Below are 20,926 nucleotides of genomic sequence, written 5' to 3'. Positions count from 1 at the left end.
AGTTCGACGGGGCGCCCCGGGCAGGGGCGCCCCGTTGGTGCCTCATACATCTGGCGGTTCGTCATCTGTCATGTCTGCCAGGCCAAATGAGCCACAGACGAGTCGGGAGCTGGGGATGCGATCGAGACACGTACGCGCGGGCGGGACACTGGCCGCGACGCTGGGGGCCATGATGCTGCTCCTGGCCGGAATCCTGCCGCAGGCCGCACCTGCTCAGGCCGCCGCACCTGCCGAGGCCGCCACGCCGTCGGGGGGCGGCGCGGTGACCGTGGCCGGACCGCCGGTCTGGCAGCCGGCCAAGGGCACGTACGGTGCGCGCGGCAAGGTCACCGTGAGCCCCGCGGTGAACCTCACCGACCAGGTGGTGCACGTCAGCTGGACCGGCTTCACGCCGACCACCGACGGTTCTCCCACCCCCGTCACGGTCGACCTCGTCCAGAGCCCTCACGTGTTCTACGGGGTGCGCGTCTATGAGTGCCGCGGCGCCGACCCGAAGATCACCGACTGCTACGGCAGCAGCCTCTACGGCGCCGATTCGAGCAAGGGCTTCCAGCAGCCGATCCCCGTTCCCGGCTCGACCACGCCCGAGTTCCCTTCGAACGCGGTGCTCGCCGCCACTCATCCGGACGGCAGTGGCCAGGCCGACCTCGAGGTGTGGACGGCGCACGAGAGCCAGAGCCTCGGCTGCGACGTCAGCCACGCCTGCTCGCTGGTGGTGGAACCCAACTACGGGGGTGATCCCCTCGGCTATCAGAACGTGCTCGGCATCGGGAAGCCCGGGTGCGAGAACCACACCTGGGACACCGACACCAGCTATGCCGCCACGGCCGCCGACGTGATCATCTCGACCAATGACGTGAACAACGGGAACTACGACGGCGAGCAGTGTGCCTGGACACACCACGTGGTCGTGCCGCTGAAGTTCGCGCCGACCCCGTCGGACTGCCACGCGCGAGCGGCCGACTTCACCGTCCGGGGGCTGGAAATGGCCAATCGGATGGTGCAGCTGTGGCGGTCCGGTTTCTGTCTGGGCACCGGCCCGCTCTCCGTGCAGTACACCTCCAGCGGCGGGGAGCCGCAGGCCCGTCAGGCGTTCCTGCACGGGACCGGCGCCGACATGGCCCTCACGGATTACCCGGACACCGCATCCGCGCCCCGGCCCTACGTCTACGCGCCACTCGCCACCAGCGGCATCGTGGTCGCCTTTCGGGCGGATGACCGGATCACCGGCGCCCCGATCCCCGCGATGAAGCTCAACGCCCGGTTGCTCGCCAAGCAGCTCACCCAGTCCTATGTGGGTCAACAGGATCCGAACGCCTACGACTCGACCAAGGGCAATCCCCCGTGCCTCTACAAGGACCCCGAGTTCCTGCAGCTCAATCCGGAGGGCCCGCACGGTCCGCACTGGCCCGACTGCGGCAATGCCAACGGCGGCGGGGCACTACCGGTCGTGGTCGGCGGTACCACGGATCTGGTCCAGCAGCTCACCAGTTGGATCGTCGCTGATCGGGATGCGGCCTCCTTCCTGGCCGGCACCCGCGACCCGTGGGGCATGCACCTCGACACGTACTACGAGAAGCCCGCGTTCGCCGGCTATCCGGTGAACGTGTTCATCCCGCAGGACTCCTCCGGCGTCGGCGCGGGCGGGATCACCCATATGAAGAGCTACGAATGGAACCCGCTCCTCGGCGGTCTGGTCCAGGTCGGCCGGGCGATCCTCGCGTCGCAGCCGAGCGACTACGTCTGGCTGCCGGACGCCAACGGGAACCACCCGAAGGCGTCGCCGGAGCCGGTGGGCCAGCGCACCATGATGGCGATCATGGACGCGGGACAGGCGTCCGCCTTCTCGCTCCCGCAGGCGAAGCTGCTCAACCCCGCCGGCGCCTACGTCGGCCCGGGCAACGCGTCCTTCGGTGCGGCGGTCGCCGACATGGCGACCGACCCCACCACCGCCACGGCGATGCTGCCCTACGCCTCTCCCAGCAGCACCAACTTCGGGGCGGACAAGGCCGCGTACCCGCTGGCCACCGTCCAGTACGCGATGCTGCCGACGCACGGGCTGTCCTCGGCCAAGGCTGCGAAGATCGCGGACTTTCTCACCCGAGCCGCCGACCCGTCCGGCGGTCAGCAGCCGGGGTTCGAACCGGGGAGGCTCGCGGCCGGGTTCGTACCGCTGACCGGCGCGCAGCGCACCCAGCTCACCATCGCGACCTGCGACGTGCAGCGTCAGGACGGACAGAAGCCCGGCAACCAGAGCCCGGCCTCGCCCTGCACCCCCGCGCCGCCGAGCACGACGGGCGGCACCACAGGCTCCGGCGGGACGACCTCGGGCGGCACGACGGCTGGGACCTCCGGTGGGACCACAGGCGGAGCCGTCTCGGCGGGAACGACGGCCGGGGCCGGCGGCAAGGTCAAGCGCCAGGCGCTCGGCTCCACGCAACCCGTCGCCGTGGGATCGCCGGATCCGAACCGGGTCGGTGACCAGCGGCTGCTGCTGCCGATCCTGCTGATCGCGGGCGGGGTGCTGCTCGTCGGGGGGCCCGCGACGCTGGTGCTGACCGGGACCGGCGCGGGGGCGCAGCTGCGGCGTGGCAGCCGCCGGGCGTGGGCGCAGGCGCGGGGTTGGACGCGGAGCGCGGTGAGCCGTCGTGGCTGAGGCGGTTCTCGCGGCGGATGCGGAGGAGGACCGGCCGCGTCGGATCGACGCGCCGGTCACCCTGCCGGACAAGTTCTTCCGCGCCGGGCTCCGGGTGGCCGGACTCTCGGTCTTCGCACTGATGGGTCTGATCGCGCTGTTCCTGCTGCTGCGCGGCTTCCAGGCGCTGAGGTTCACCGGCTGGTCCTTCTTCACCCAGTCCGCCTGGAAGCCGCAGGGAGGAGTCTTCGGCATCGCGGCAGTGCTGCCGAACGGGATCCTGATCGCGCTCGTCGCCCTGATCATCGCGGTGCCGGTGGCGTTGACGACCGCGGTCTTCATCTCCGAGTACGCGCCGCTGCGGATCCGGGCGACCCTGGTGAGCCTGATCGACCTGATGGCGGCGATCCCGAGCATCGTCTACGGCCTGTGGGGGTTCTACTTCCTGCAGCCGCTGATGGTCGGCCCTTCGCGCTGGCTCAGCAACCACCTGGGCGGGGTGCTCCCGTTCCTCAAGGTGCGGACCGGGGACATCGGCACCTCCTACACCTCCTCGACGTTCATCGTCGGGACCGTGGTGTCGCTGATGATCATCCCGATCATCACCTCGCTCAGCCGCGAGGTGATGTCCCAGACGCCGCGCGGCGAGCGGGAGGGCGCGTACGCCCTCGGCAGCACCCGCTGGGGGATGGTGCGAAGCGTCGTACTGCCGTACGCGCGGGGCGGCATCGTCGGCGCGGTGATGCTCGGCTTCGGCCGGGCGATGGGGGAGACCATCGCGATCGCGATGATCATCTCGCCCTCCTTCTCGCTGGCCTGGCACGTGCTGGAGAACGGCGCCAACTCCATCTCCGCCCTGATCATCCTGCGCTTCGGCGAGTCGGACTCGTTGGGACTCTCCGCGCTGATGGCCGCCGGCCTGGTGCTCTTCCTGCTCACCTTCGCGGTCAACCTGGCGGCCTCCGTGATCATCAACCGCTCGCGCTCCGGCGCGTCGACCGCCGACTGACAACGGAAGGAGTGAGGGACGGTGTCACAGGCGACAACGAAGACAGCGGCGGACGACGCACTCGCCGAGGGAGAGCCGGAGCCGACGACCGAGGCCGCCGAGCGGCCGGAGGTGCGGCTGCGGCTCGGCGGGACGACCGCGCCCGGCGTCTTCTCGTTTCTCGGTGCGGCGGCAGGGGCGTTCGCGCTCTGCTGGCTGCTCTACGAGCGGCTGCTGCCGCTCAGCGGCGCGCTGGGCTTCTGGCTCAGCTGGTTCGTGGTCTTCAACGGGCTCTACCTGCTGATCGGGCGCACCCAGTGGGATTCCCGCACGGCCAGGGAGAACGCGGTGCGGGCGCTGGCTGTCAGCGCGGGCGTGGTGGTGGTCGCCCTGATCGCCGACCAGGTCGGCTTCGTGTCGGTGCGCGGCTGGGCTGCCGCGCGGCATCTCACCTTCTTCACCCAGGACATGGAGCACACCGGGCCGCTCTCGCCGCTCACCTCCGGCGGCGCGCTCGCCGCGATCGTCGGCACCCTGGAGCAACTCGGCCTGGCCACACTGTTCTCGGTGCCACTGGGGATCGGCGCGGCGGTCTACCTCGCCGAGATCGGCGGGCGCACCGCGAAGGCCGTGCGGACCCTGATCGAGGCGATGACGGCGCTGCCGTCCATCGTCGCGGGCCTGTTCATCCTGGGCGTGGCGATCCTGACGCTGGGTCTGCAGAAGAGCGGCTTCGCGGCCTCGCTCGCCCTGACGGTGATGATGATGCCGATCGTCACCCGCGCCGCCGAGGTCGTGATCAGGCTGGTCCCGGGCACACTGCGCGAGGCCTCCTACGCGCTCGGCTCGAGTCACTGGCGCACGGTGTGGAACGTGGTGCTGCCCACCGCGCGGCGTGGACTGGTGACGGCGGTGGTGCTCGGTATGGCACGCGGTGTCGGTGAGACCTCGCCGGTGCTGCTGACCTCCGGCTTCACCTCGCATCTCAACCTGAACCCGTTCCACGACCACCAGGTCAGTCTGCCGGTCTACATCTGGAACTACGTGCGGATGCCCACGCCCAACATGGTCGCGCGGGGCTTCGCCGCCGCGATGACGCTGATGATCATCGTGCTGGTGCTGTTCGTCACCGCGCGGACCCTCGGGGGTCGCGCCGACAAGGAGGGATCGCGGTGAGAACGCATCGCAGACGTGCCCCTGCCCGGCTGCTGATCCTGCTGGCGCTGCTGCCGGCCCTGCTGGCGACGCAGGGCGGGCAGAGCTACGCGTCGACCTCGCTCAACGGTGACGGCTCCAGCTGGGCCGGACCCGCGCTGGACCAGTGGCGGCAGGACGTCGAGCCGCAGGGCATCGTCATCAACTTCACGCCGCTCGGCTCGGCCGCCGGGCGCAACCAGTGGGAGTTGGGCCAGGACGACTTCACCGCCTCGGACGTGCCGTTCCGCAGCAGCGCGGACGCGGGCGCGGGCGCGGGCGGGACGAGCGGGCTCGGTCAGCCGGAGAACCCGACCTTCGGCTTCTCCTACGTGCCGGTGACGGCCGGCGGCACGGCGTTCATGTACAACCTCAAGGTCGCCGGTCGGCAGGTGACCAACCTGCGGCTGTCACCGGACACCCTGGTCAAGATCTTCACCGGGCAGATCCAGTGGTGGGACGACCCGGCGGTGCTGCACGACTACGGCGGCCAGCTGCCGCACATCCAGGTGACGCCGGTCGTCCGCTCCGACGGCTCGGGCGCGACGGCCCAGTTCACCCGCTGGATGGAGCACACCCACCCGTCCGAATGGGACGCGTACTGCCGCTCCACCGTCGGCGTCCCCTGCGGTGACTACACCGAGTTCTATCCGCCGTCGGGCCGCATGGTCGCGCAGAACGGCTCGGACGTCGTCGCCAACTACATCCAGTCGCCGACCGGGCTCGGCACCATCGGGTACGACGAGTACGCCTACGCGCTGCGGGCGAGTTGGCCGGTGGTGAAGGTGCTCAACCCGGCCGGCTACTTCTCGCTGCCGACCGCCTCCAACGTGGCCGTCGCGCTGACCGCCGCGCGGATCCGCGGCGTGGACGACAACACTCCGCCGAGCGACCCGAACTACCTGCAGCAGAACCTCGACGGCGTCTACACCAACAGCGACCCCCGCTCCTACCCGGTCTCCAGCTACAGCTACCTGATCGTGCCGCGCTCCGGCGCGCCGCTGCCGGTGCCGCCGCGCTTCGACAACGCCAAGGGCGCGGCACTGAGCAAGTACATCGACTACATCCTCTGCGCCGGGCAGGGCGAGGCGCCGCAGTTGGGCTACTCGCCGATCCCGCGCGGGCTGGTGCGCGGCGGGCTGCTGCAGGTGCAGCACGTCCCCGGCCAGGCCGGCGGGGTGGATCCGAACACCCTGCAGAACTGCCCCAATCCGACCTTCGACGCCAGTGGGCAGCTCACGATCCTGAAGAACGCCCCGCAGCCGAACGCCTGCGACAAGCTGGGCGCGTCGCTGAGCTGCGGCAGCGGCGGTGGTTCGGGCGGTGGCTCCGGCGGGTCCGGCAGCGGCGGTTCGGGCGGCAGCGGCAGCGGTGGCGCGACCGGTGGCACCGGCGGCACCGGCTCCTCGGGCGGCTCGGCGGGCGGGCGCACGGCCGGTGCGGCCGGCGGGACGACGATCGACCCGCAGACCGGGCAGGTGGTCCCGGCCGGAAGCGGCGGCTCGGGCGACGGCTCCTCGGTGCCGGGCGCCGTGGTGGCGCTGGCGGGCCGTCAGGACGACTGGCTGCTCACCTCGTTGACGGCGGTCGAGCTGGTCGCGGTGGTCACCGTACCGCCGCTGCTCGGCGCGTACCTGCGCCGTCGGCGCCGGAGTTCACCGGCGGGCGGGGGCGGTGCCGGGTGAGCGCCGTCGTCACCGAGCCCACGCCGCAGCCCGAGTCCATGCCGCAGCCCGGGTCCTCCCTGACGGAGCCGGCACGGGTGCGACAGCCGGAGACGCCCCCGCCGACGGGCGGACGCGGGCGGGGGATCACCCTCGGCGTCGCCTACGCGGCCAGCCTGCTCGGCACGCTGCTGCTCGGTTTCGGGGCCTTCCTGTTCACCATGTCCTCCTTCCAGGAGGAGCACTACCAGGCCACCGTGCACCGCTCGTTCGCCGACGACCTCGGCAACGCCGTCGCGCCGACCGGCAGCGCGCCGGACGGGGAGCCGGTCGCGGTGCTGGACATCTCCGCGATCGGCGTGCACGACGTCGTGGTGGTCGAGGGCACCACCGCTCGCGACCTGATGCGCGGCCCCGGCCACCGCCGCGACACCGTGCTGCCCGGACAGACCGGCGCGGCCGTCCTCTTCGGCCGCCGCACCACCTTCGGCGGGCCCTTCGGCCACGTCGACGCGCTGCGGCCCGGCGACCGCATCCAGGTCACCACCGGGCAGGGCAGGTTCGTCTACGTCGTCGACGGCTCGGGCACCGGCAGCAGGCCGTTCCACGACGCGGCGACCAACCTGCTGGTCCTGGCGACGTCGGACCCGTCCTGGATCCCGACCGACACCGTCCTGGTCAGCGCCCGCCTGCAGGGTACCCCCGCGCCGAACCCCGGCGGCCGACCCGCGGTCGTCCCCGCGGACAAGGCGTTGGCCGGCCAGCCGGACGCGTTGGCGGCCCTGCAGCTGTGGTCGCTGGCGCTCGTCGCGGCGACGGTGCTGACGGTACTCGCCGCGTTCCGCTGGCGCCGCTCGGCGGCGTATCTGGTGGCGGCGCCGGTGCTGCTGGCGCTGCTCTGGTCCGTCTACGAGAACGCGGCGGCGCTGCTGCCCAACCTCTACTAGTGCTTGCTGACGCTGCTGACAAGGGGCACGAGATGACCGACGCCGATCTCATCGATACGGTGGCGCTGCCGACGACGACCGTGCACGGCCTGGATACGCGGGGGGTCTCCGCCTGGTTCGGCGAGCGCAAGGTGCTCGACCGGGTCACGCTGGCGATGCCGGCCGGCCAGGTCACGGCGCTGATCGGGCCTTCCGGCTGCGGCAAGTCGACCTACCTGCGCATCCTCAACCGGATGCACGAGATGGTCCGCGGCGCGAGCCTCGCGGGCGAGGTACTGCTGGACGGCGACGACGTCTACGCACTGGGCCGGCTCCCAGCAGCGGTGCGGCGGCGGATCGGGATGGTCTTCCAGCGGCCGAACCCGTTCCCGGCGATGTCGATCTACGACAACGTCGCGAGCGGCCTGAAGCTGGCCGGGATCAAGGTCACCAGGGACGAGCGCGACACGCTGGTGGAGACGAGCCTCCAGCGGGCCGGCCTCTGGCCGGAGGTCCGCGACCGCTTGCGCGCGCCGGGCGGCGCGCTCTCGGGCGGCCAGCAGCAGCGCCTGTGCATCGCACGTTCGCTGGCGGTCTCCCCGGACGTCCTGCTCATGGACGAGCCGTGCTCGGCGCTGGACCCGACGTCGACACGGCGGGTGGAGGAGACGATCGAACTGCTGCGCGGGCGGCTGACGATCGTCATCGTCACCCACAACATGCAGCAGGCCCAGCGGGTCTCCCAACGCTGCGCGTTCTTCCTGGCCACGCACGACACGCCGGGGCGGGTGGTGGAACACGGCGCGACGGCGGAGCTTTTCGAGAACCCACGAGACCAGCGGACTGCGGACTATGTGAACGGACGCTTCGGATAGAGGGTGGGGGCGCGAGGAACTGCGCGAGCAACCACTGATGAGCGGATGGCCCTGCGCGTTCGGTGCTCTACTCGCGTGGGTGGCTTGTCGCGCAGTTCCCCGCGCCCCTGATGGTGCAACCTGGCCTCCGTCGTGACCTGTCGCGCCCACGCGGCCGAGCCGCAAATCAGTGGAGCCTCGCGCCCCTGAGGAGCTGCCGCTACCGCCGGTGGGTCCATTGGGGTTCGACGCGTTCCCATTCGGATTCCCAGGACCTCCACGCCGCCCGGTCCACCCGGTGCTTCGCCAGCGCGTACGCCCCGCTGATCACCATCGTCGCGGCGGCGAACGCCGCAAGCGAGTACGTCGCCGCGCTGCCCGCGCTCTGGACCGCCGGGATCGGGTCGGGGCGGGGGGTTTCCTTGGAGTCGATCCAGATCACCACGTGGTCGCCCGGGACCGTCGCGACCGGGACGGGCGCGTCCGCGGTGTGGGAGCCCGTGGAGTCCGTCCAGCTCAGTGGGGCCACCCAGGCGCCGACGCCGGCCGCGGTGGGACCGCCGACGGCGCGCGCGGTGACCTGGTGCAGGCCCGCCACCTGCCGGGCCGCCGCAGCGCGGCTGTCGGCGTAGAGCTTGAGGCCGAACAGGGCTGTCAGGGCGACCGCGAGGACCAGCGCGAGCGAGAAGCCCACGCGCAGCCAGGTGCGCAGCGAATCGCTCCGCCGGCGCAGCGGATTGCCGCGCCGTGGCACCGGCGCGGACGGCTGTGGCGCGACTGACGGCGTGGCCATGCCCACCGCCTCCTTTGCCCTCCCGCCCAGAGGCATCGGTCGGTCCTCGTCGAACGAGGCTGCCGATTCCATCGTCATGCCCGGTGGCCGGGTATTCAACCCCTCGCCGGTCCCGGCCACTCCTCTTTCCACCCGAATTCGAGTCCGTTGTCGATCAGCCGGAGCCAGTCGGGGCGCAGCTCCCACAGCGCGGTCGCGGCCAGCGCCGCGCCCAGCCGTGCGTCCTGGGTGACGAAGGGGAAACGCTCCGTGTACGCAGCCCACCCGGCAGCCCGCTCCACGCTGCCTTCGGCCAGCCTGCGGACGCGGCCCCGGCCCTGGACGCCGGTGAGCGTGGTCCACTCCTGGCCGTCCGCCTGCACGGTGAACGCCACCGGCGTCTCGGGCGTCTCGGCCGTCGCCGGCCCCGCGCTCAGCGCGCGGCCGTGGCGGGTGGTGGGGGACGTGACGAAGACGAGCGAGCTCTCCGCCGTCACGGCGTACAGCACCGCGCAGGCCTGCGGTCCTTCGGCGTCCGTGTAGGCCAGGGTGAGGGTGGTGTGCGCACGGAGGGCCGTGACGATGTTCTGGGCGATCACGGCCCCCATGCAATCACGCCTGCCGTCGGGTCACTCGGGGTCACTCGGGTGCGAGCAGCGTCCAGGACTGGTTGGAGCCGCCGTCGGCGGGCCACTGCAGTACGGAAGTGCCGTCGGACAGGCCGCTGTTGTTGAGGTCGATCAGCTGCCCGTCGTAGACGCTGCGGAACTGCACCTGGTTCGGACCCGCGTCGACGAGCGTCCAGCGCGAGTTGCTGTTCCCGTCGTCGTGGTACTGGATCAGCTGCGTGCCCTGGATCGTGGTCGGCCCGGGGATGTTGAGCACCTTGCCGCTGTTGGCGTTGACGATCGTGTACGCGCCGCCGCTCTGCTGGACGAAGGACCAGCGCTGGTCCGCCGCGCCGTTGTCCTGCCACTGCAGGATCCGCGCGCCGTCGGAGGTGGAGTCGTTGTTCACGTCGATCCGCCCGCCGGTCGCGCCGTTGACCAGCCGGTACTGCGCGCCGGGAACCGGGACGGGCACCAGCTTCCACTGCTGCGTCGCCGTGCCGGCGGCCGGCTGCTGGACGACGGCCGTGCCGCTCACGTCGAGGACCTGACCGGTCTGCCGCGAGGTGACGGAGTACGAGCCGCTGCCGTTCGCGGTGAAGGTCCACTGCGAGTTGGCGGCGTGGTCGTCCGGGTACTGGATCAGCTGCGTGCCCTGGATCGAGCTGCCGCCGGGTACGTTGGCGATCATCCCGCTGTTGACGTCGGCGATCCGGTAGACGCCGTTGCCCGCCGCCGCGAGCTGCCACTGTTGATCTGCCGCGCCGTTCGCCGCAGCGGTGACCAGGGGAGCGCTGCTGCCGGTGCTCGCTCCGGAGACGTCGAGGTACTGGCCGGTGGCGGCGTTGACCAGGTTGTAGCGCATGGTCGCGAACGTGGCCCCTGCGGCCGGGGTGATCTGCAGCAGCCGGGAGGCGTGGGCGGCCAGCGTCGCGCTGAAGGAGTTGGCGGAGCTGCCCAGGTCCGTGTTCGTCCAGACGTCGTGGATGTCCGCCGCGCCGCCGAAGCCGAGGTCGGCGAAGTGCGCGGTGACGGAGGCGGCGCCGGAGCCGAGGTTGAACAGGGCGACGGTGTAGCTGCCGTCGGGGTTGGCGGCCGTCCAGACCTGTTGCTGGCTGACCTGGTCGACCGGGCGGGCCGGGATGCCCGCCTGGTCGACGGCGATGACCTGGTCGTTCGTCAGCAGCGAAAGGTCGGTCGGGTCGAGGTGGGTGAGGTCGGTGCCGAGCAGCAGCGGCGCGCCCTCGACCGCCCAGAGGGTGAGCTGGGTGCGGCGCTCGTCCAGGGTCAGGCCGTCGTTGGAGCCGTTGCCGACCTCCAGCGAGTCCAGGTCGTTCCAGCCGCCGGGCCCGGCGAACCTCGTCCACTTCGGGGCGTCGGTGAAGCGCGAGGCGACGGAGGACCAGCTGGTGAGCGGGTAGGAGCCGGAGCCGCAGTAGCACTCGACGTCGCCGTCGATCCGCCAGCCGTTCGCGTACTGCTGCCAGGTCGCGCCGTTGTTGACGTCGAGGCTGTTGGAGAGCTCCAGGTGGATCGGGCGGCCGGACTGGTTCAGCGCCTGGGACCAGTGCTGGATGTCGGCGACGTCCCAGTCGCCGACTCCGTCGATCTTCAGGTAGTCCACGCCGTAGGAGGCGAGCTGGTCGGCCCAGGAGTTGAGGTAGGCCTGGGCGGCGGCCGGGTTCTTGGCGTAGTCGATGTAGTACATCGAGCCGTTGCCGAAGTTGTAGTTCGTCTCGTAGCTGCTGGTGTTGGAGACGATGTCCCTGGCGTGGAAGGCGGTGCCCTGGATAGGCGTGTTCTGGTTGTAGGCGGCGACTGGGATGCCGGGTGTGAGATACATCCCGAACTTCTCGCCCTGGTTGTGGATGTAGGAGCCGAGGGCGCCCATGCCGTTCGGGAACCGACTGCTGTCGGTGGCCCAGCGACCGTAGCTGTCAACGGTGTTGGCGGGGTTGAGATACCAGAAGTCATCCACGTTGACGTAGGAGAAGCCGTGGCCGACGAGGCCGCTGCTCTTCATGGCCAGGGCCTGGGCCTCGATGTTTGATTCGGTGGGATTCTTCCGGATGAAGCTCCAGCTGCTCCAGCCCATCGGCGGCGTGAGTGCGACGCCGTTCGCCTGGGCATGGGCGGTGGGGGCAGCGGGGAGTAGGCCGAGCAGTGCGGTTGCGGCTGCACCGCAGGTCGCGAGGAGGGTGCGGACTCTTCGGTGCATGGGATCCCTTTCGTGACACAACTCAACATGACCGAACTAAGTTCAACGCCATGAGCATTTCAGCGGTAGGCCGATGAAGCGTCAAGACATAGCGCAGGCACAGCTGCGAGGAGGAGAGCTCGGCGGTTAGGGTGGTCGGGCCGTGGTGTTCGGGAAGTCCGGTTCAAGACCGGCGCGGCCCTCGCCACTGTGATCAGGAAGTCCTCGTACAGCAGTCGTGCACTGAGGTCACTGGGTCCGCAAGGACCTGGGAAGGCCAGGTGCGGGGATGTCAGACCTGACAGCCAGGAGACCGGCCACGGCAGCGCTATGTCATATCCACGAGGTGATGGAGAGGCTGTCTCTAGATGACCGTGCCCGCGCACGAGAAGTTCTGGCTGCGAACCGGCGGCCTGCTCGCGGTAATCGTGGCGATGCATGTGGTGGCCTTCGGCCTGCTGCTGCTCATGATCGCCCCGCGCCACTACACGATCGGCACCCAGGTGTACGGCCTGGGCCTGGGGATCACCGTCTACACGCTGGGCATGCGCCACGCCTTCGACGCGGACCACATCGCGGCGATCGACAACACCACCCGCAAGCTGATGGCCGACGGCAAGCGCCCGGTTTCGGTCGGATTCTGGTTCGCCATCGGGCACTCGACCATGGTCGTCGCGATGGCCGTGCTCACCGCAGGTGGCGCGAAGCTGGCCGGCACGCTGCTCCGCGCCCACGTGGCCATCGGCGTCGTCGGCACCTCGATATCCGGCGTCTTCCTCTACCTGATCGCCGCGCTCAACCTGGTCGCGCTGGCCGGGATCTACCGGGTCTTCCGGGCCATGAAGCAGGGCGAGTTCGACGAGTACGAGCTGGAGAAGCACCTCGACAGCCGCGGCTTCATGAACCGGCTGCTGGGTCGGCTGACCCGCTCCATCACCCGCCCGGGGCAGATGTATCCGGTCGGGCTGCTCTTCGGGCTGAGCTTCGACACCGCCACCGAGGTCGCGTTGATGGTGATGGCCGGCACCGGCGCGGCCTCCGGGCTGCCCTGGTACGCGGTGCTCTGCCTGCCGCTGCTCTTCGCCTGCGGCATGAGCCTGTTCGACACGCTGGACGGCACCTTCATGAACTTCGCCTACCAGTGGGCCTTCGCCAACCCGGTCCGCAAGGTCTACTACAACCTCACCATCACCGGGCTCTCCATCGCCGTCGCGTTCGTCATCGGCACGATCGAGCTGATCGGCGTGCTGCACGACTCGGTGGGGCTCAGCAATCCGGTGACGGACTGGATCGCCGGGATCGACCTCGGCAACGTCGGCTACCTGATCGTCGGGCTCTTCGTGCTGGTGTGGGCCTGCGCGCTCGGCTACTGGCGACTTGCCAAGGTCGAGCACCGCTGGGCGAGCAGGCCCCTCACCACGACCGGAGCGTCAGCCGACGGTCAGTGAGAACGGCCCGGCCAGCACCGAGTAGCCGTCGTTGGCCAGGTAGTAGACGTCGTACGCGCCGGCGCCGGAGAGCTTGCTCGTCGAGAAGGTGAGCGCGCCGGCGGCGTTCGGGGCGTAGGACCAGGCGAGCGACCCCTTCTGGCCCGGAAGGACACCGGCCGGGTAGATCCCGATCCAGTTCTTCGCGCTCACCTGGGCCGCCGAGGGCACCGCGTAGCGGAAGGTGGCGTTGCCGCCGTTCGCGACCGCGTTCAGGTTGCCGGTGAGCGTCGGCGTGCCCGCGGTGGACGGCACGAACGCGTCGTTGAACGGCGTCGCGTAGCTGTCGTTGGCGGTCAGGCCGGGCAGGCCGAGGGCCGCCTCGATGGTGCGGGCGGTGCTGTAGTGGTCGTACCGGCTGTTGCTGCTGGTCCCGGCCTGCACGGTGCCCTGCGAGCCGAGGACGACGGCGGCGACGTGGTTCCCGGCCTCGCCCGCGCTCTCGTCCCAGTTCAGGATCAGCAGCGACTTCTGCGTGGTCCAGGCGGGGGAGGCCAGCAGCGGGGCGAGCGTCTGCTTCAGCCAGCCGTCCTGGACCTTGAGGCTGGTGGCGCTGCCGTTGCCGGACGCCTCGCCGTCGTAGTAGTCGTCGGCGGCGATCCAGGAGAAGTTCGGGGTCGTCGCGGCGGACCGCAGGTCGGTGGTCAGCTGCGTGGTGTCGAAGAGGTGCGCCGCGCAGCGGGCCGGGTTGCCGCTGATGTCCGTGTAGTTGATGAACGGCGCGTCGTCGGGCATGTAGTAGCTGTCGCTGCCCTTGGTGGTGGTGCAGGGCGCGCCCATGCCCTGCTCGTAGGCCTTCCAGCTCTTGCCGGCGGTCTCCAGGGTGTCACCGAGGTTGCGCTCGGGGGAGTTGATGTTGGGCCAGTAGGTGGCGCCGTGGGTGTAGGTGTCACCGCCGGAGACGGCGAGGTAGTTCTCGTCGCTGGGGTGGTAGACGCCGTGGTAGTCCGTCAGCGTGGCGCCCTGGGCCATCAGGCTGTGCATGTACGCGGTGTCGGCCGGGTCGTTCATGATCTGGGAGTAGTCGGTGTTCTCCATCATGACCATGAACACGTGGTCGTAGCCCGGCACGCTCGACGCGGGCGGGGTCAGAGTCGGCGCGGTGACCGGGGTGTTCAGGGTCAGCGAGAGGTTGTCCAGGTAGCCGGACTCGTTCGAGCTCGACAGGAACTGCACCTCGACCTGGATCGAGCGGGTCCCGGCCGGCACGCTGCCGGTGGTGCTGCGGGCCAGGAACTTGGTGGCCGAGAGCCGGTCGGTGGTGGACACGGTCGGCAGCTTCGCGGTCGCGCCGATCGGGTTGCCGCTCGCGTCCTGGAAGTGCAGGCCGACCGCGACATAGCCGCTGTAGACGGTCCAACCGCCCAGCCAGCCGGAGAGGTTGTAGCTCACCCCGCCGCCGTCGATCGCCGTCGCGGCGGAGGAGACGTCGACGGTCTGGGTCATCGCGCCGTCGCCCTGGTTGCCGGGGGCGAAGAAGGCCTGGCCGGGCGTGCCGCCGCTCGGCAGCCCGAAGCTGCCTGCCGAGTAGCAGACGGCGTTCGGGCTGCCGGACTCGACGGTCCAGCCGGGCAGGGTGGTGGCCGCGCCCCAGTCGGTGGTGCAGAAGCCGCCGGCTTCGGCGTCGCCGTTGACGATCAGGTTTCCGCTGGTCGTGGCCGCCCCGGCGGCCGGAGCGTGGGCGGTGACGAGCAGCGCGCCGAGGAGGGCGAGAAGTCCGCCGAGGGATCTCCACCGCAGTCGCATCTATGAACCTCATCCTGTGAGTCAGGCGTCCTGGATGCGTCATAAGTACCGGCACCGGCTGACGGTTTGAAGAACTCCAACCGAACAGATCGCACGACTTGTCTGGACAAGTTTCCGGCAGTTGCCCGCCCGGCCGACCGCTGCCCGGCCACTGCTGCCCGGCCGACTGCTACCCGATCAGCTGCCGGAACTGGTCCGGTGTGATCGGGCCGGAGTTCGTGAAGACGTTGAGCGTCTTCCCGTCCAGCTTGAGCGTCGGGGTGCCGGTGACACCGCTCGCGGTGAAGGCGTCGGTCACCCGCTGGGCCCAGCCCAGGTAGGTGCCGTCCTTCACGTCCTTGGTGAACTGAGGCGTCACCAGCCCCGGTACCTTCGCGGCGAGGTCGAGCAGGTGCTGCTGGTTCGAGAAATCGTCGCTGGTCTCCTCCGGCTGGTTCGCGTAGAGGACGTCGTGGAACTCCTTGAACAGCTTCGGGCTCTCGTTCAGCGCCGCGCCGGCGGCGGCCAGCGCCTGCATCGAGCCGCTGCCGCCGAGGTTGCCGTCGAGGAAGGCGCCGAGGTGGTAGGCGATCTTGTACGTGCCCTGGTCGGCCGAGTGCGTGATGGTCGCGCCGTCCGTCGCCTCCAGCATCTTGCAGACGGGGCAGCGGAAGTCCTCGTAGACCTCGAGGGTGCGCTTGGCGTTCGGGTCGCCGTAGACGACCACTGTGCCGTCGGCGCCGGAGGCGTGCGCGGGGGTGGGCGACGTCTTGTTGCCGACCGTGGCGTTGGTGTCGTTGCTCTTCGCGGTGCCGGTGGCGCTGTGTTGGGTGCCGACGGCGATCCCGACGGCGGTGGCCGCGGCCACGACGGTCAGCGCGACGGCGGCGAAGATGCCGCGGCGGCGCAGCTGTGCGGCGCGCTGCTGCTGGGCGGAGTCCTGGAGCTTCTGTCGGGCAGGGATGTTCGCAGGGGTGTGCGGAGGGCGGTGGGACATGGGGAACTGCTCCCTCGGGAGGGCGGTGCCGGAAGGTGGGCGCGCGTGGGCTCCTTCAGTCGTCCTCCTCGGCTTCCTCCGCCTCCTGCATCCACAGGTCGGGACCGGGGTCGCCGCCTTCGGCGCGGACGGTCAGACGGCCGAGGTAGTGCTCCCAGCCGTCCTGATGCGCCGCGCGGGCGGGCTCGGGCAGGTCCGAGTGGGTGAGCGTGAGCAGGGTGCCCTCGGCCTCGGGAACCAGATCGATCTGGACGCGGCTGCTGCCGGGCGGAACCGGGTCGCCCTCGTTCTCCCAACCCCAGCTGAAGACGATCCGGCGGTGCGGAGTGAGCTCGGCGAACTCGCCGGAGGCGATCGCGTCGCCGACGACCCGCATGCGGTAGGCGCCGCCCGGACGCGGGTCGAAGCTGCCCTCGACGCCCTGCCAGGAGAGCCAGCGGTCGTGATCGGTGAAGAAGGAGAAGACGGTCTCCGGGCGGGCCTTGATCCGGCGGCGGACGACGACGGCGCCCTGAGGGGTGATGGTCACGGCTGCGACTCCTTGCTTTCGGCCTGCTCGCCCTGGTCAGCCCGTTCGCCCTGGTCGGCGCGTTCGGCCTGTTCGGCGAGGACGGCCAGGGTGTCCAGTGAGGCGACCCACATGGACTCCAGATAGGCGGCCAGCGGTCCCATCCCAGCACGGTCCGCCCGGTAGTACCGCTTGGTGCCGTCCTTTCGGACGACGACGAGCCCCGCGTCGCGCAGCACCTTGAGGTGCTGGGAGACCGCGCCGAAGGTGACGTCGAAGCGCTCGGCGATCTGGCCCGCGGACAGCTCCTCGTCCCAGACCAGCCGCAGAATCGCCCGTCGCCTCGGCTCACTGATCGCCTTCACCTGATCCACGGTTCTTATTTTAGTCACGGCTTCAGCTTGCATGGGCGCAGCGCTTATTTTAGTGTCGACTTAAGCAGGCGGGCCGGGGCAAGCCCGGACACACTGGTCCCCAGATCGAGAAAGGGTCATCCGATGGCCGACATCGCGATGCAACTGTCCATCCAGGCCGACGCCGCCACCGTCCGCGCCGCCGTCGCCACCGAGGCGGGTGTGCGCAGCTGGTTCACGGCCGACGCCACGATCGGCGAGGGCGTCGGCGCGGAGCACGCGCTCGGCTTCCCCGGCGTGCCCGAGCCGTGGCGGCTGAAGGTCGTCGAGTCCGACGAGCACCGCCTGGTGCTGGCGGGCGAGAACGGCCCCTGGGCCGGCACCACCCAGACCTACGAGCTCCTCCCTTCGGGCGAGGGCGAGGGCGAGCCCGCGACCGTCCTCGTCTTCACCCACGCCGGCTTCCCGGCCCAGGACGAGGGCTACCGCAACTTCACCTACGGCTGGGCCACGAAGTTCACGGCCCTCAAGGCCTACGCGGAGACCGGCGAGCCCGCGCCGTTCTTCGAGTGATCTCACGAACCGACTCCAGGTAAGGAACACCCCGCACCATGAGCACTGCCGCCACCACCCCCGTCGAGCTGGCCGACCAGCTCACCCGCGCCGCGCGTAACCTGCTGGCCCACGCCACCGAGCGCGAGCTCAACGGCAAGCGCGAACTGCCGACGCCCTGCGCCGAGTTCAACGTCCACCAGCTCTGCGAGCACCTGCTCGGCACGATGGTCATGAGCACTCACGCCGCGACGAAGCGCCCGCTCCCCGCCGACGCGCCGCTCACGCTGACGGACGCGCCGTGGCGGGCCTACCCGCCGGTCGTCGACAAGCTGGTCGCTGCCTGGTCCAAGCCGGAGGCATGGGAGGGCGAGACGCCGTTCGGGCCGAATACCTGCCCTGCGCTCTTCGCCGGCATGGTCACCGTCATGGAACTCACGGTCCACGGCTGGGACTTGGCGCAGGCCACCGGGCAGCCGTTCAAGGCGGAGGACGACGTCGTCGCGACGGCCGCGGCCGTCGCCGCGCAGATCGCCGAGGGCGCCCGGGCCAACGGCGCCTTCGGCGTGGAGCTCACCCCGGCCCCGGACGCGTCCGCACTGGAGCGGCTGCTGGCCTTCACCGGACGGAGCAGTATCGGATGACCGCAGCGGACGACCTCTTCGCGCAGCTCGCGGAGGACATGGCGCCGCTGGGCGCGAAGAAGTCCTCGATGTTCGGCATGGCCTGCCTCAAGGACCCCAACGGCAAGGCCTTCGTCGGCCTGCACGGCGAGGAACTGGTGGTCCGCCTCAACCGCGACACCGAGCAGCACGCCGCCGCACTGGCGCTGCCGGGCAGCCACCTCTTCGACCCGATGGGCGGTCGGCCGATGAAGGACTGGATCTGCCTGCAACTCGCCGCGAAGGATCAGTGGCTGCCGCTGACGGAGGCGGCGCGCCAGATGCCGCGATGACGCGGGCGGGCCCGGCTAGGGTGAGGATCATGACGACTCCCGCGCGCCATGTCGCCTTCGACGCCCTGCACAACTTCCGTGACCTCGGCGGCTATCGCTCGAGGGACGGCCGGACGGTGCGGTGGGGGCGGCTCTTCCGGGCGGACTCGCTCTCGAAGTTGGCGAGCGAGTCGGACCGGGCGGTCTTCGAGGAGCTGAAGATCCGGACGGTCATCGATCTGCGGCACGGCTTCGAGATCGAGGCGCGCGGTCGGATCCCCGAGCAGGCCGGGGTAGTGTACTGCCACCTGAGCATCGAGCACCGGCCCTACGACCAGCCTGGCCTCGGCCCGGAGGTGGAGGTCGGGCCGTTCCTGGCCGGGAAGTACCTGGAGATCGCCGAGGACGGCGTCGTCGAGATCCGCCAGGCGCTGGAGGTGATCGCCGACCCGAACGCGGGCCCGGTCGTCTTCCACTGCGCCTCCGGCAAGGACCGGACCGGACAGCTCGCGGCGACGGTGCTCGCGCTCCTCGACGTCGGCGAGGCCGAGATCGTCGCCGACTTCGCGCTGACCGGCCTGGCCACCGGTCGCCTGCGCGCGTACTGGATCGCCGCCCACGGCGGCGGCAAGGAGCCGCGCTGGCCCGGGTACGGGACCGCGCCCGGCGAGGTGATGGAACTCTTCCTGGCCGGCCTCGCCGCTCGCTACGGCTCGGTACGCGGCTACGCGGAACAGCGGCTGGGCGTCGACGCCGCGCTGTTGGCGCGGCTGCGCGCGACTCTGCTGGAGGAGTGAGCAGACATGACGTTCGAGGTGCGGCCGGTCACGGCGGGACGGTGGCCGGAGTTGGAGGCGTTCTTCGGCCCGAGCGGCGCGTACTCGAACTGCTGGTGCGCCTGGTGGCGCGTCAGCAGCCCCGAGTTCAAGGAGGGTTGCGCGGAACGGGGCGCAGGCAACCGGGCGCTGCTGGAACGCTTGACGCGCGAGGGCGCCGAGCCGGGGCTGCTCGCCTACGAGGCTGGCAAGCCGGTCGGCTGGGTCGCGCTGGCCCCCCGTCCGCAGTACCCGCGCTTGCTGCGCTCACCCAACCTCCGGCCCGCGCCGGAGACGGACGACCCGGCCGACGCGCGCATCTGGTCGCTGACCTGCTTCTGGATCCCCCGCGCCCAGCGCGGCCGCGGCGTCGCCACCGCACTCCTCGCCGCCGCCCTCACCCACGCGCGCGAGCACGGCGCGACGGCGCTGGAGGCGTACCCGGTCGACACCGGCGACGAACGCGGCGCGCCCGCCTCCCTCTACACCGGGACGGTCGGCATGTTCGAGCGGGCCGGCTTCCACGAGGTGCTGCGGCGTCGGGCCAAGCGGCCGGTGGTCAGGTTCGACTTCGGCGGCTGACGCCTCACGCCTCGCGCCTCACGCCTCGCGGTCGTAGCGGGGCAGTTCGGCGGTGTCGATGATCCAGTCTCCGACCGGGATCTTGTCACCGAAGACGTAGGGCACGCGGGCGTCGTAGACCGGATTGCCGTCCCGCTCCACGATGGCCCAGAAATGGACACACGTCCCGTCCCGGGGATCGACGATCAGGTAGTGCCCGTCGCTGATCTCTATCTTCGGGCTGAACGGCGCGGGCGGCGTGAAGTGCTCGGCGAAATTGCGCAGGTGCCGGTAGATCTCGCGCTTGGTGACGGCCGTCATGCCTCCCAGGCTAGAGGAAGGCGGCAGCTGCGACACGGCTCCTGGCAACCGGACAGCGAGCGTGATCGTCTCCAACCTCACAGACGCCACGGACAGGGGGGCCAGGTGGGCGCGGAAGTTCGCGATCTCGACTGGGAGGGCTGTTGGAACGCCCGGGATCTCGGCGGGCTCGAGTTGGCTGACGGGCGGCGGATCCGGCGAGGGGCGGTCGTGCGGAGCGACGCGCCGGATCGGCTGACCGACCGCGGGTGGGCGGCCCTGCGGGCGCACGGAGTGCGGACCGTCGTGGATCTGCGCGATCCCGGGGAGGGTGAGCCGGTTGCCGCCGCTCAGGGGCTCGAGGTCGTTCGGGTGCCGCTGGACCGCTTGGCGGGGCCGGTCTGGTGGGAGCGGTGGGGCGAGCTCGACGGGACGCCGCTGACGTTCCGTCCGGCGCTGGAGCACACATCGGAGGGGGTGACGCGGGTGCTGCGCGCTGTGATCGCGGCACCCCCTGGCGGAGTGTTGGTCCACTGCGCAGCCGGACGGGACCGGACCGGACTCTTCGCATTCGCGCTGCTCGCCTCGCTCGGCGTCGCTGCCGAGGACATCGCTGCGGACTACACCCGCAGCGGCGAGCGGCTGGACCCCTTGCTGCGAGCCCGGGGCAGGGAGCGGGAGGTGGTGGCCATCGACCGGTTGCTGGCGGACCACGGCACGACGGCGACGTCCTGCGTCATGCAGACGGTGGCCTGGTTCCGGGCCGAGTCCCGGCAGCTGCTCGACGCCGAGGAGCTGAAGGCTCTTCACGAGCGCGTCACCGAGCCGGCGGGGAGCTGAAGCACCTCGCCCCGTC

21 protein-coding genes and 1 riboswitch are annotated in these 20,926 nt (G+C 70.6%); of the genes, 13 read left to right on the top strand and 8 right to left on the bottom strand.

Translation table 11 applies throughout. The annotated features are described in order from the left end of the window. The first annotated feature begins 115 nt into the window (after positions 1-115). The 6 genes from ABIA32_RS25575 to ABIA32_RS25550 are packed head-to-tail and all read left to right on the top strand — an operon-like array spanning position 116 to position 8,282. A complete protein-coding gene (locus ABIA32_RS25575) occupies positions 116-2,656 on the top strand; it encodes a hypothetical protein (protein WP_370099947.1) in 2,541 nt (846 codons plus the stop codon). Then, entirely contained in the window at positions 2,649-3,644 is a 996-nt protein-coding gene (gene pstC, locus ABIA32_RS25570; protein ID WP_370099944.1) for a phosphate ABC transporter permease subunit PstC, read from the top strand. The genes ABIA32_RS25575 and pstC overlap by 8 nt, the downstream gene beginning before the upstream one ends. A 21-nt stretch (positions 3,645-3,665) precedes the next feature. After that, the gene (gene pstA, locus ABIA32_RS25565) at positions 3,666-4,799 is read left to right on the top strand and encodes a phosphate ABC transporter permease PstA (RefSeq protein ID WP_370099941.1); all 1,134 of its coding nucleotides are present in this window, start codon (positions 3,666-3,668) and stop codon (positions 4,797-4,799) included. Continuing rightward, on the top strand, positions 4,796-6,502 hold the full coding sequence (locus ABIA32_RS25560; protein WP_370099938.1) for a substrate-binding domain-containing protein: 1,707 nt from the start codon (positions 4,796-4,798) through the stop codon (positions 6,500-6,502). The genes pstA and ABIA32_RS25560 overlap by 4 nt, the downstream gene beginning before the upstream one ends. Then, complete coding sequence (locus tag ABIA32_RS25555) at positions 6,499-7,428, top strand: class E sortase (protein ID WP_370099935.1); 930 nt, start codon at positions 6,499-6,501, stop codon at positions 7,426-7,428. Before ABIA32_RS25560 ends, ABIA32_RS25555 begins: the two co-directional genes overlap by 4 nt. A gap of 32 nt (positions 7,429-7,460) precedes the next feature. After that, positions 7,461-8,282, top strand: a complete 822-nt coding sequence (locus ABIA32_RS25550) for a phosphate ABC transporter ATP-binding protein (protein ID WP_370099932.1) — start codon at positions 7,461-7,463, stop codon at positions 8,280-8,282. A 199-nt stretch (positions 8,283-8,481) separates the two neighbouring features. Here ABIA32_RS25550 and ABIA32_RS25545 read toward each other — a convergent pair whose 3' ends face one another. The 3 genes from ABIA32_RS25545 to ABIA32_RS25535 form a co-directional block, all read right to left on the bottom strand. After that, complete coding sequence (locus tag ABIA32_RS25545; protein ID WP_370099929.1) at positions 8,482-9,054, bottom strand: hypothetical protein; 573 nt, start codon at positions 9,052-9,054, stop codon at positions 8,482-8,484. Between the two features lie 95 nt (positions 9,055-9,149). Beyond that, entirely contained in the window at positions 9,150-9,641 is a 492-nt protein-coding gene (locus ABIA32_RS25540; protein WP_370099926.1) for a pyridoxamine 5'-phosphate oxidase, read from the bottom strand. A gap of 31 nt (positions 9,642-9,672) precedes the next feature. After that, entirely contained in the window at positions 9,673-11,859 is a 2,187-nt protein-coding gene (locus ABIA32_RS25535; protein ID WP_370099923.1) for an alpha-galactosidase, read from the bottom strand. Between the two features lie 126 nt (positions 11,860-11,985). Further along, positions 11,986-12,175, top strand: a riboswitch (cobalamin riboswitch). A 31-nt stretch (positions 12,176-12,206) separates the two neighbouring features. Between ABIA32_RS25535 and ABIA32_RS25530 the strand changes: the two genes are divergently transcribed. Further along, the gene (locus ABIA32_RS25530; protein WP_370099920.1) at positions 12,207-13,286 is read left to right on the top strand and encodes a HoxN/HupN/NixA family nickel/cobalt transporter; all 1,080 of its coding nucleotides are present in this window, start codon (positions 12,207-12,209) and stop codon (positions 13,284-13,286) included. Here ABIA32_RS25530 and ABIA32_RS25525 read toward each other — a convergent pair. The 4 genes from ABIA32_RS25525 to ABIA32_RS25510 all read right to left on the bottom strand — a co-directional run bounded on the left by ABIA32_RS25525 (position 13,269) and on the right by ABIA32_RS25510 (position 16,929). Continuing rightward, positions 13,269-15,071 carry an alkaline phosphatase family protein gene (locus tag ABIA32_RS25525; protein ID WP_370099917.1) on the bottom strand — a complete coding sequence of 601 codons (1,803 nt, stop codon included), beginning with the start codon at positions 15,069-15,071 and terminating at the stop codon, positions 13,269-13,271. The genes ABIA32_RS25530 and ABIA32_RS25525 overlap by 18 nt on opposite strands. 169 nt (positions 15,072-15,240) lie before the next feature. Further along, positions 15,241-16,047: a DsbA family protein gene (locus ABIA32_RS25520; RefSeq protein WP_370099915.1), complete on the bottom strand. Its 807-nt coding sequence runs from the start codon at positions 16,045-16,047 to the stop codon at positions 15,241-15,243. A gap of 55 nt (positions 16,048-16,102) precedes the next feature. Further along, positions 16,103-16,576, bottom strand: coding sequence for an SRPBCC domain-containing protein (locus ABIA32_RS25515; protein WP_370099913.1), 474 nt, complete (start codon positions 16,574-16,576; stop codon positions 16,103-16,105). After that, on the bottom strand, positions 16,573-16,929 hold the full coding sequence (locus tag ABIA32_RS25510) for an ArsR/SmtB family transcription factor (protein ID WP_370099910.1): 357 nt from the start codon (positions 16,927-16,929) through the stop codon (positions 16,573-16,575). Before ABIA32_RS25510 ends, ABIA32_RS25515 begins: the two co-directional genes overlap by 4 nt. Before the next feature lie 123 nt (positions 16,930-17,052). Between ABIA32_RS25510 and ABIA32_RS25505 the strand changes: the two genes are divergently transcribed. From ABIA32_RS25505 to ABIA32_RS25485, 5 genes are read left to right on the top strand one after another with little or no spacing between them, the layout of a single operon-like run. Further along, on the top strand, positions 17,053-17,481 hold the full coding sequence (locus ABIA32_RS25505) for an SRPBCC domain-containing protein (RefSeq protein WP_370099907.1): 429 nt from the start codon (positions 17,053-17,055) through the stop codon (positions 17,479-17,481). Between the two features lie 38 nt (positions 17,482-17,519). Continuing rightward, on the top strand, positions 17,520-18,104 hold the full coding sequence (locus tag ABIA32_RS25500) for a TIGR03086 family metal-binding protein (protein ID WP_370099905.1): 585 nt from the start codon (positions 17,520-17,522) through the stop codon (positions 18,102-18,104). Then, entirely contained in the window at positions 18,101-18,415 is a 315-nt protein-coding gene (locus tag ABIA32_RS25495; RefSeq protein WP_370099902.1) for a hypothetical protein, read from the top strand. The genes ABIA32_RS25500 and ABIA32_RS25495 overlap by 4 nt, the downstream gene beginning before the upstream one ends. 29 nt (positions 18,416-18,444) lie before the next feature. Next, complete coding sequence (locus ABIA32_RS25490) at positions 18,445-19,191, top strand: tyrosine-protein phosphatase (RefSeq protein WP_370099900.1); 747 nt, start codon at positions 18,445-18,447, stop codon at positions 19,189-19,191. Positions 19,192-19,197: 6 nt separating this feature from the next. Next, positions 19,198-19,791 (top strand): GNAT family N-acetyltransferase, encoded by a 594-nt coding sequence (locus ABIA32_RS25485; protein WP_370099897.1) that lies wholly within the window; start codon positions 19,198-19,200, stop codon positions 19,789-19,791. A gap of 18 nt (positions 19,792-19,809) precedes the next feature. Here ABIA32_RS25485 and ABIA32_RS25480 read toward each other — a convergent pair whose 3' ends face one another. Next, on the bottom strand, positions 19,810-20,091 hold the full coding sequence (locus ABIA32_RS25480) for a hypothetical protein (protein WP_370099895.1): 282 nt from the start codon (positions 20,089-20,091) through the stop codon (positions 19,810-19,812). Here ABIA32_RS25480 and ABIA32_RS25475 point away from each other — a divergent pair. Continuing rightward, entirely contained in the window at positions 19,984-20,910 is a 927-nt protein-coding gene (locus ABIA32_RS25475) for a tyrosine-protein phosphatase (RefSeq protein ID WP_370099892.1), read from the top strand. The genes ABIA32_RS25480 and ABIA32_RS25475 overlap by 108 nt on opposite strands. The last annotated feature ends 16 nt before the right edge of the window (positions 20,911-20,926 follow it).

The sequence above is a fragment of the Streptacidiphilus sp. MAP12-20 genome (assembly GCF_041262525.1).
Taxonomy (GTDB): domain Bacteria; phylum Actinomycetota; class Actinomycetes; order Streptomycetales; family Streptomycetaceae; genus Streptacidiphilus.
The sequence above is the reverse complement of the archived record's forward strand: the minus strand, read 5'-3'. Positions and strand labels throughout refer to the sequence as shown.

Bases quoted from the DNA above. Each gene is read 5' to 3' on its own strand.
- ABIA32_RS25575 (WP_370099947.1), top strand. From the start codon at position 116: ATGCGATCGAGACACGTACGCGCGGGCGGGACACTGGCCGCGACGCTG.
- ABIA32_RS25550 (WP_370099932.1), top strand. From the start codon at position 7,461: ATGACCGACGCCGATCTCATCGATACGGTGGCGCTGCCGACGACGACC.
- ABIA32_RS25545 (WP_370099929.1), bottom strand. From the start codon at position 9,054: ATGGCCACGCCGTCAGTCGCGCCACAGCCGTCCGCGCCGGTGCCACGG.
- ABIA32_RS25540 (WP_370099926.1), bottom strand. From the start codon at position 9,641: ATGGGGGCCGTGATCGCCCAGAACATCGTCACGGCCCTCCGTGCGCAC.
- ABIA32_RS25535 (WP_370099923.1), bottom strand. From the start codon at position 11,859: ATGCACCGAAGAGTCCGCACCCTCCTCGCGACCTGCGGTGCAGCCGCA.
- ABIA32_RS25530 (WP_370099920.1), top strand. From the start codon at position 12,207: ATGACCGTGCCCGCGCACGAGAAGTTCTGGCTGCGAACCGGCGGCCTG.
- ABIA32_RS25525 (WP_370099917.1), bottom strand. From the start codon at position 15,071: ATGCGACTGCGGTGGAGATCCCTCGGCGGACTTCTCGCCCTCCTCGGC.
- ABIA32_RS25520 (WP_370099915.1), bottom strand. From the start codon at position 16,047: ATGTCCCACCGCCCTCCGCACACCCCTGCGAACATCCCTGCCCGACAG.
- ABIA32_RS25505 (WP_370099907.1), top strand. From the start codon at position 17,053: ATGGCCGACATCGCGATGCAACTGTCCATCCAGGCCGACGCCGCCACC.
- ABIA32_RS25500 (WP_370099905.1), top strand. From the start codon at position 17,520: ATGAGCACTGCCGCCACCACCCCCGTCGAGCTGGCCGACCAGCTCACC.
- ABIA32_RS25495 (WP_370099902.1), top strand. From the start codon at position 18,101: ATGACCGCAGCGGACGACCTCTTCGCGCAGCTCGCGGAGGACATGGCG.
- ABIA32_RS25490 (WP_370099900.1), top strand. From the start codon at position 18,445: ATGACGACTCCCGCGCGCCATGTCGCCTTCGACGCCCTGCACAACTTC.
- ABIA32_RS25485 (WP_370099897.1), top strand. From the start codon at position 19,198: ATGACGTTCGAGGTGCGGCCGGTCACGGCGGGACGGTGGCCGGAGTTG.
- ABIA32_RS25480 (WP_370099895.1), bottom strand. From the start codon at position 20,091: ATGACGGCCGTCACCAAGCGCGAGATCTACCGGCACCTGCGCAATTTC.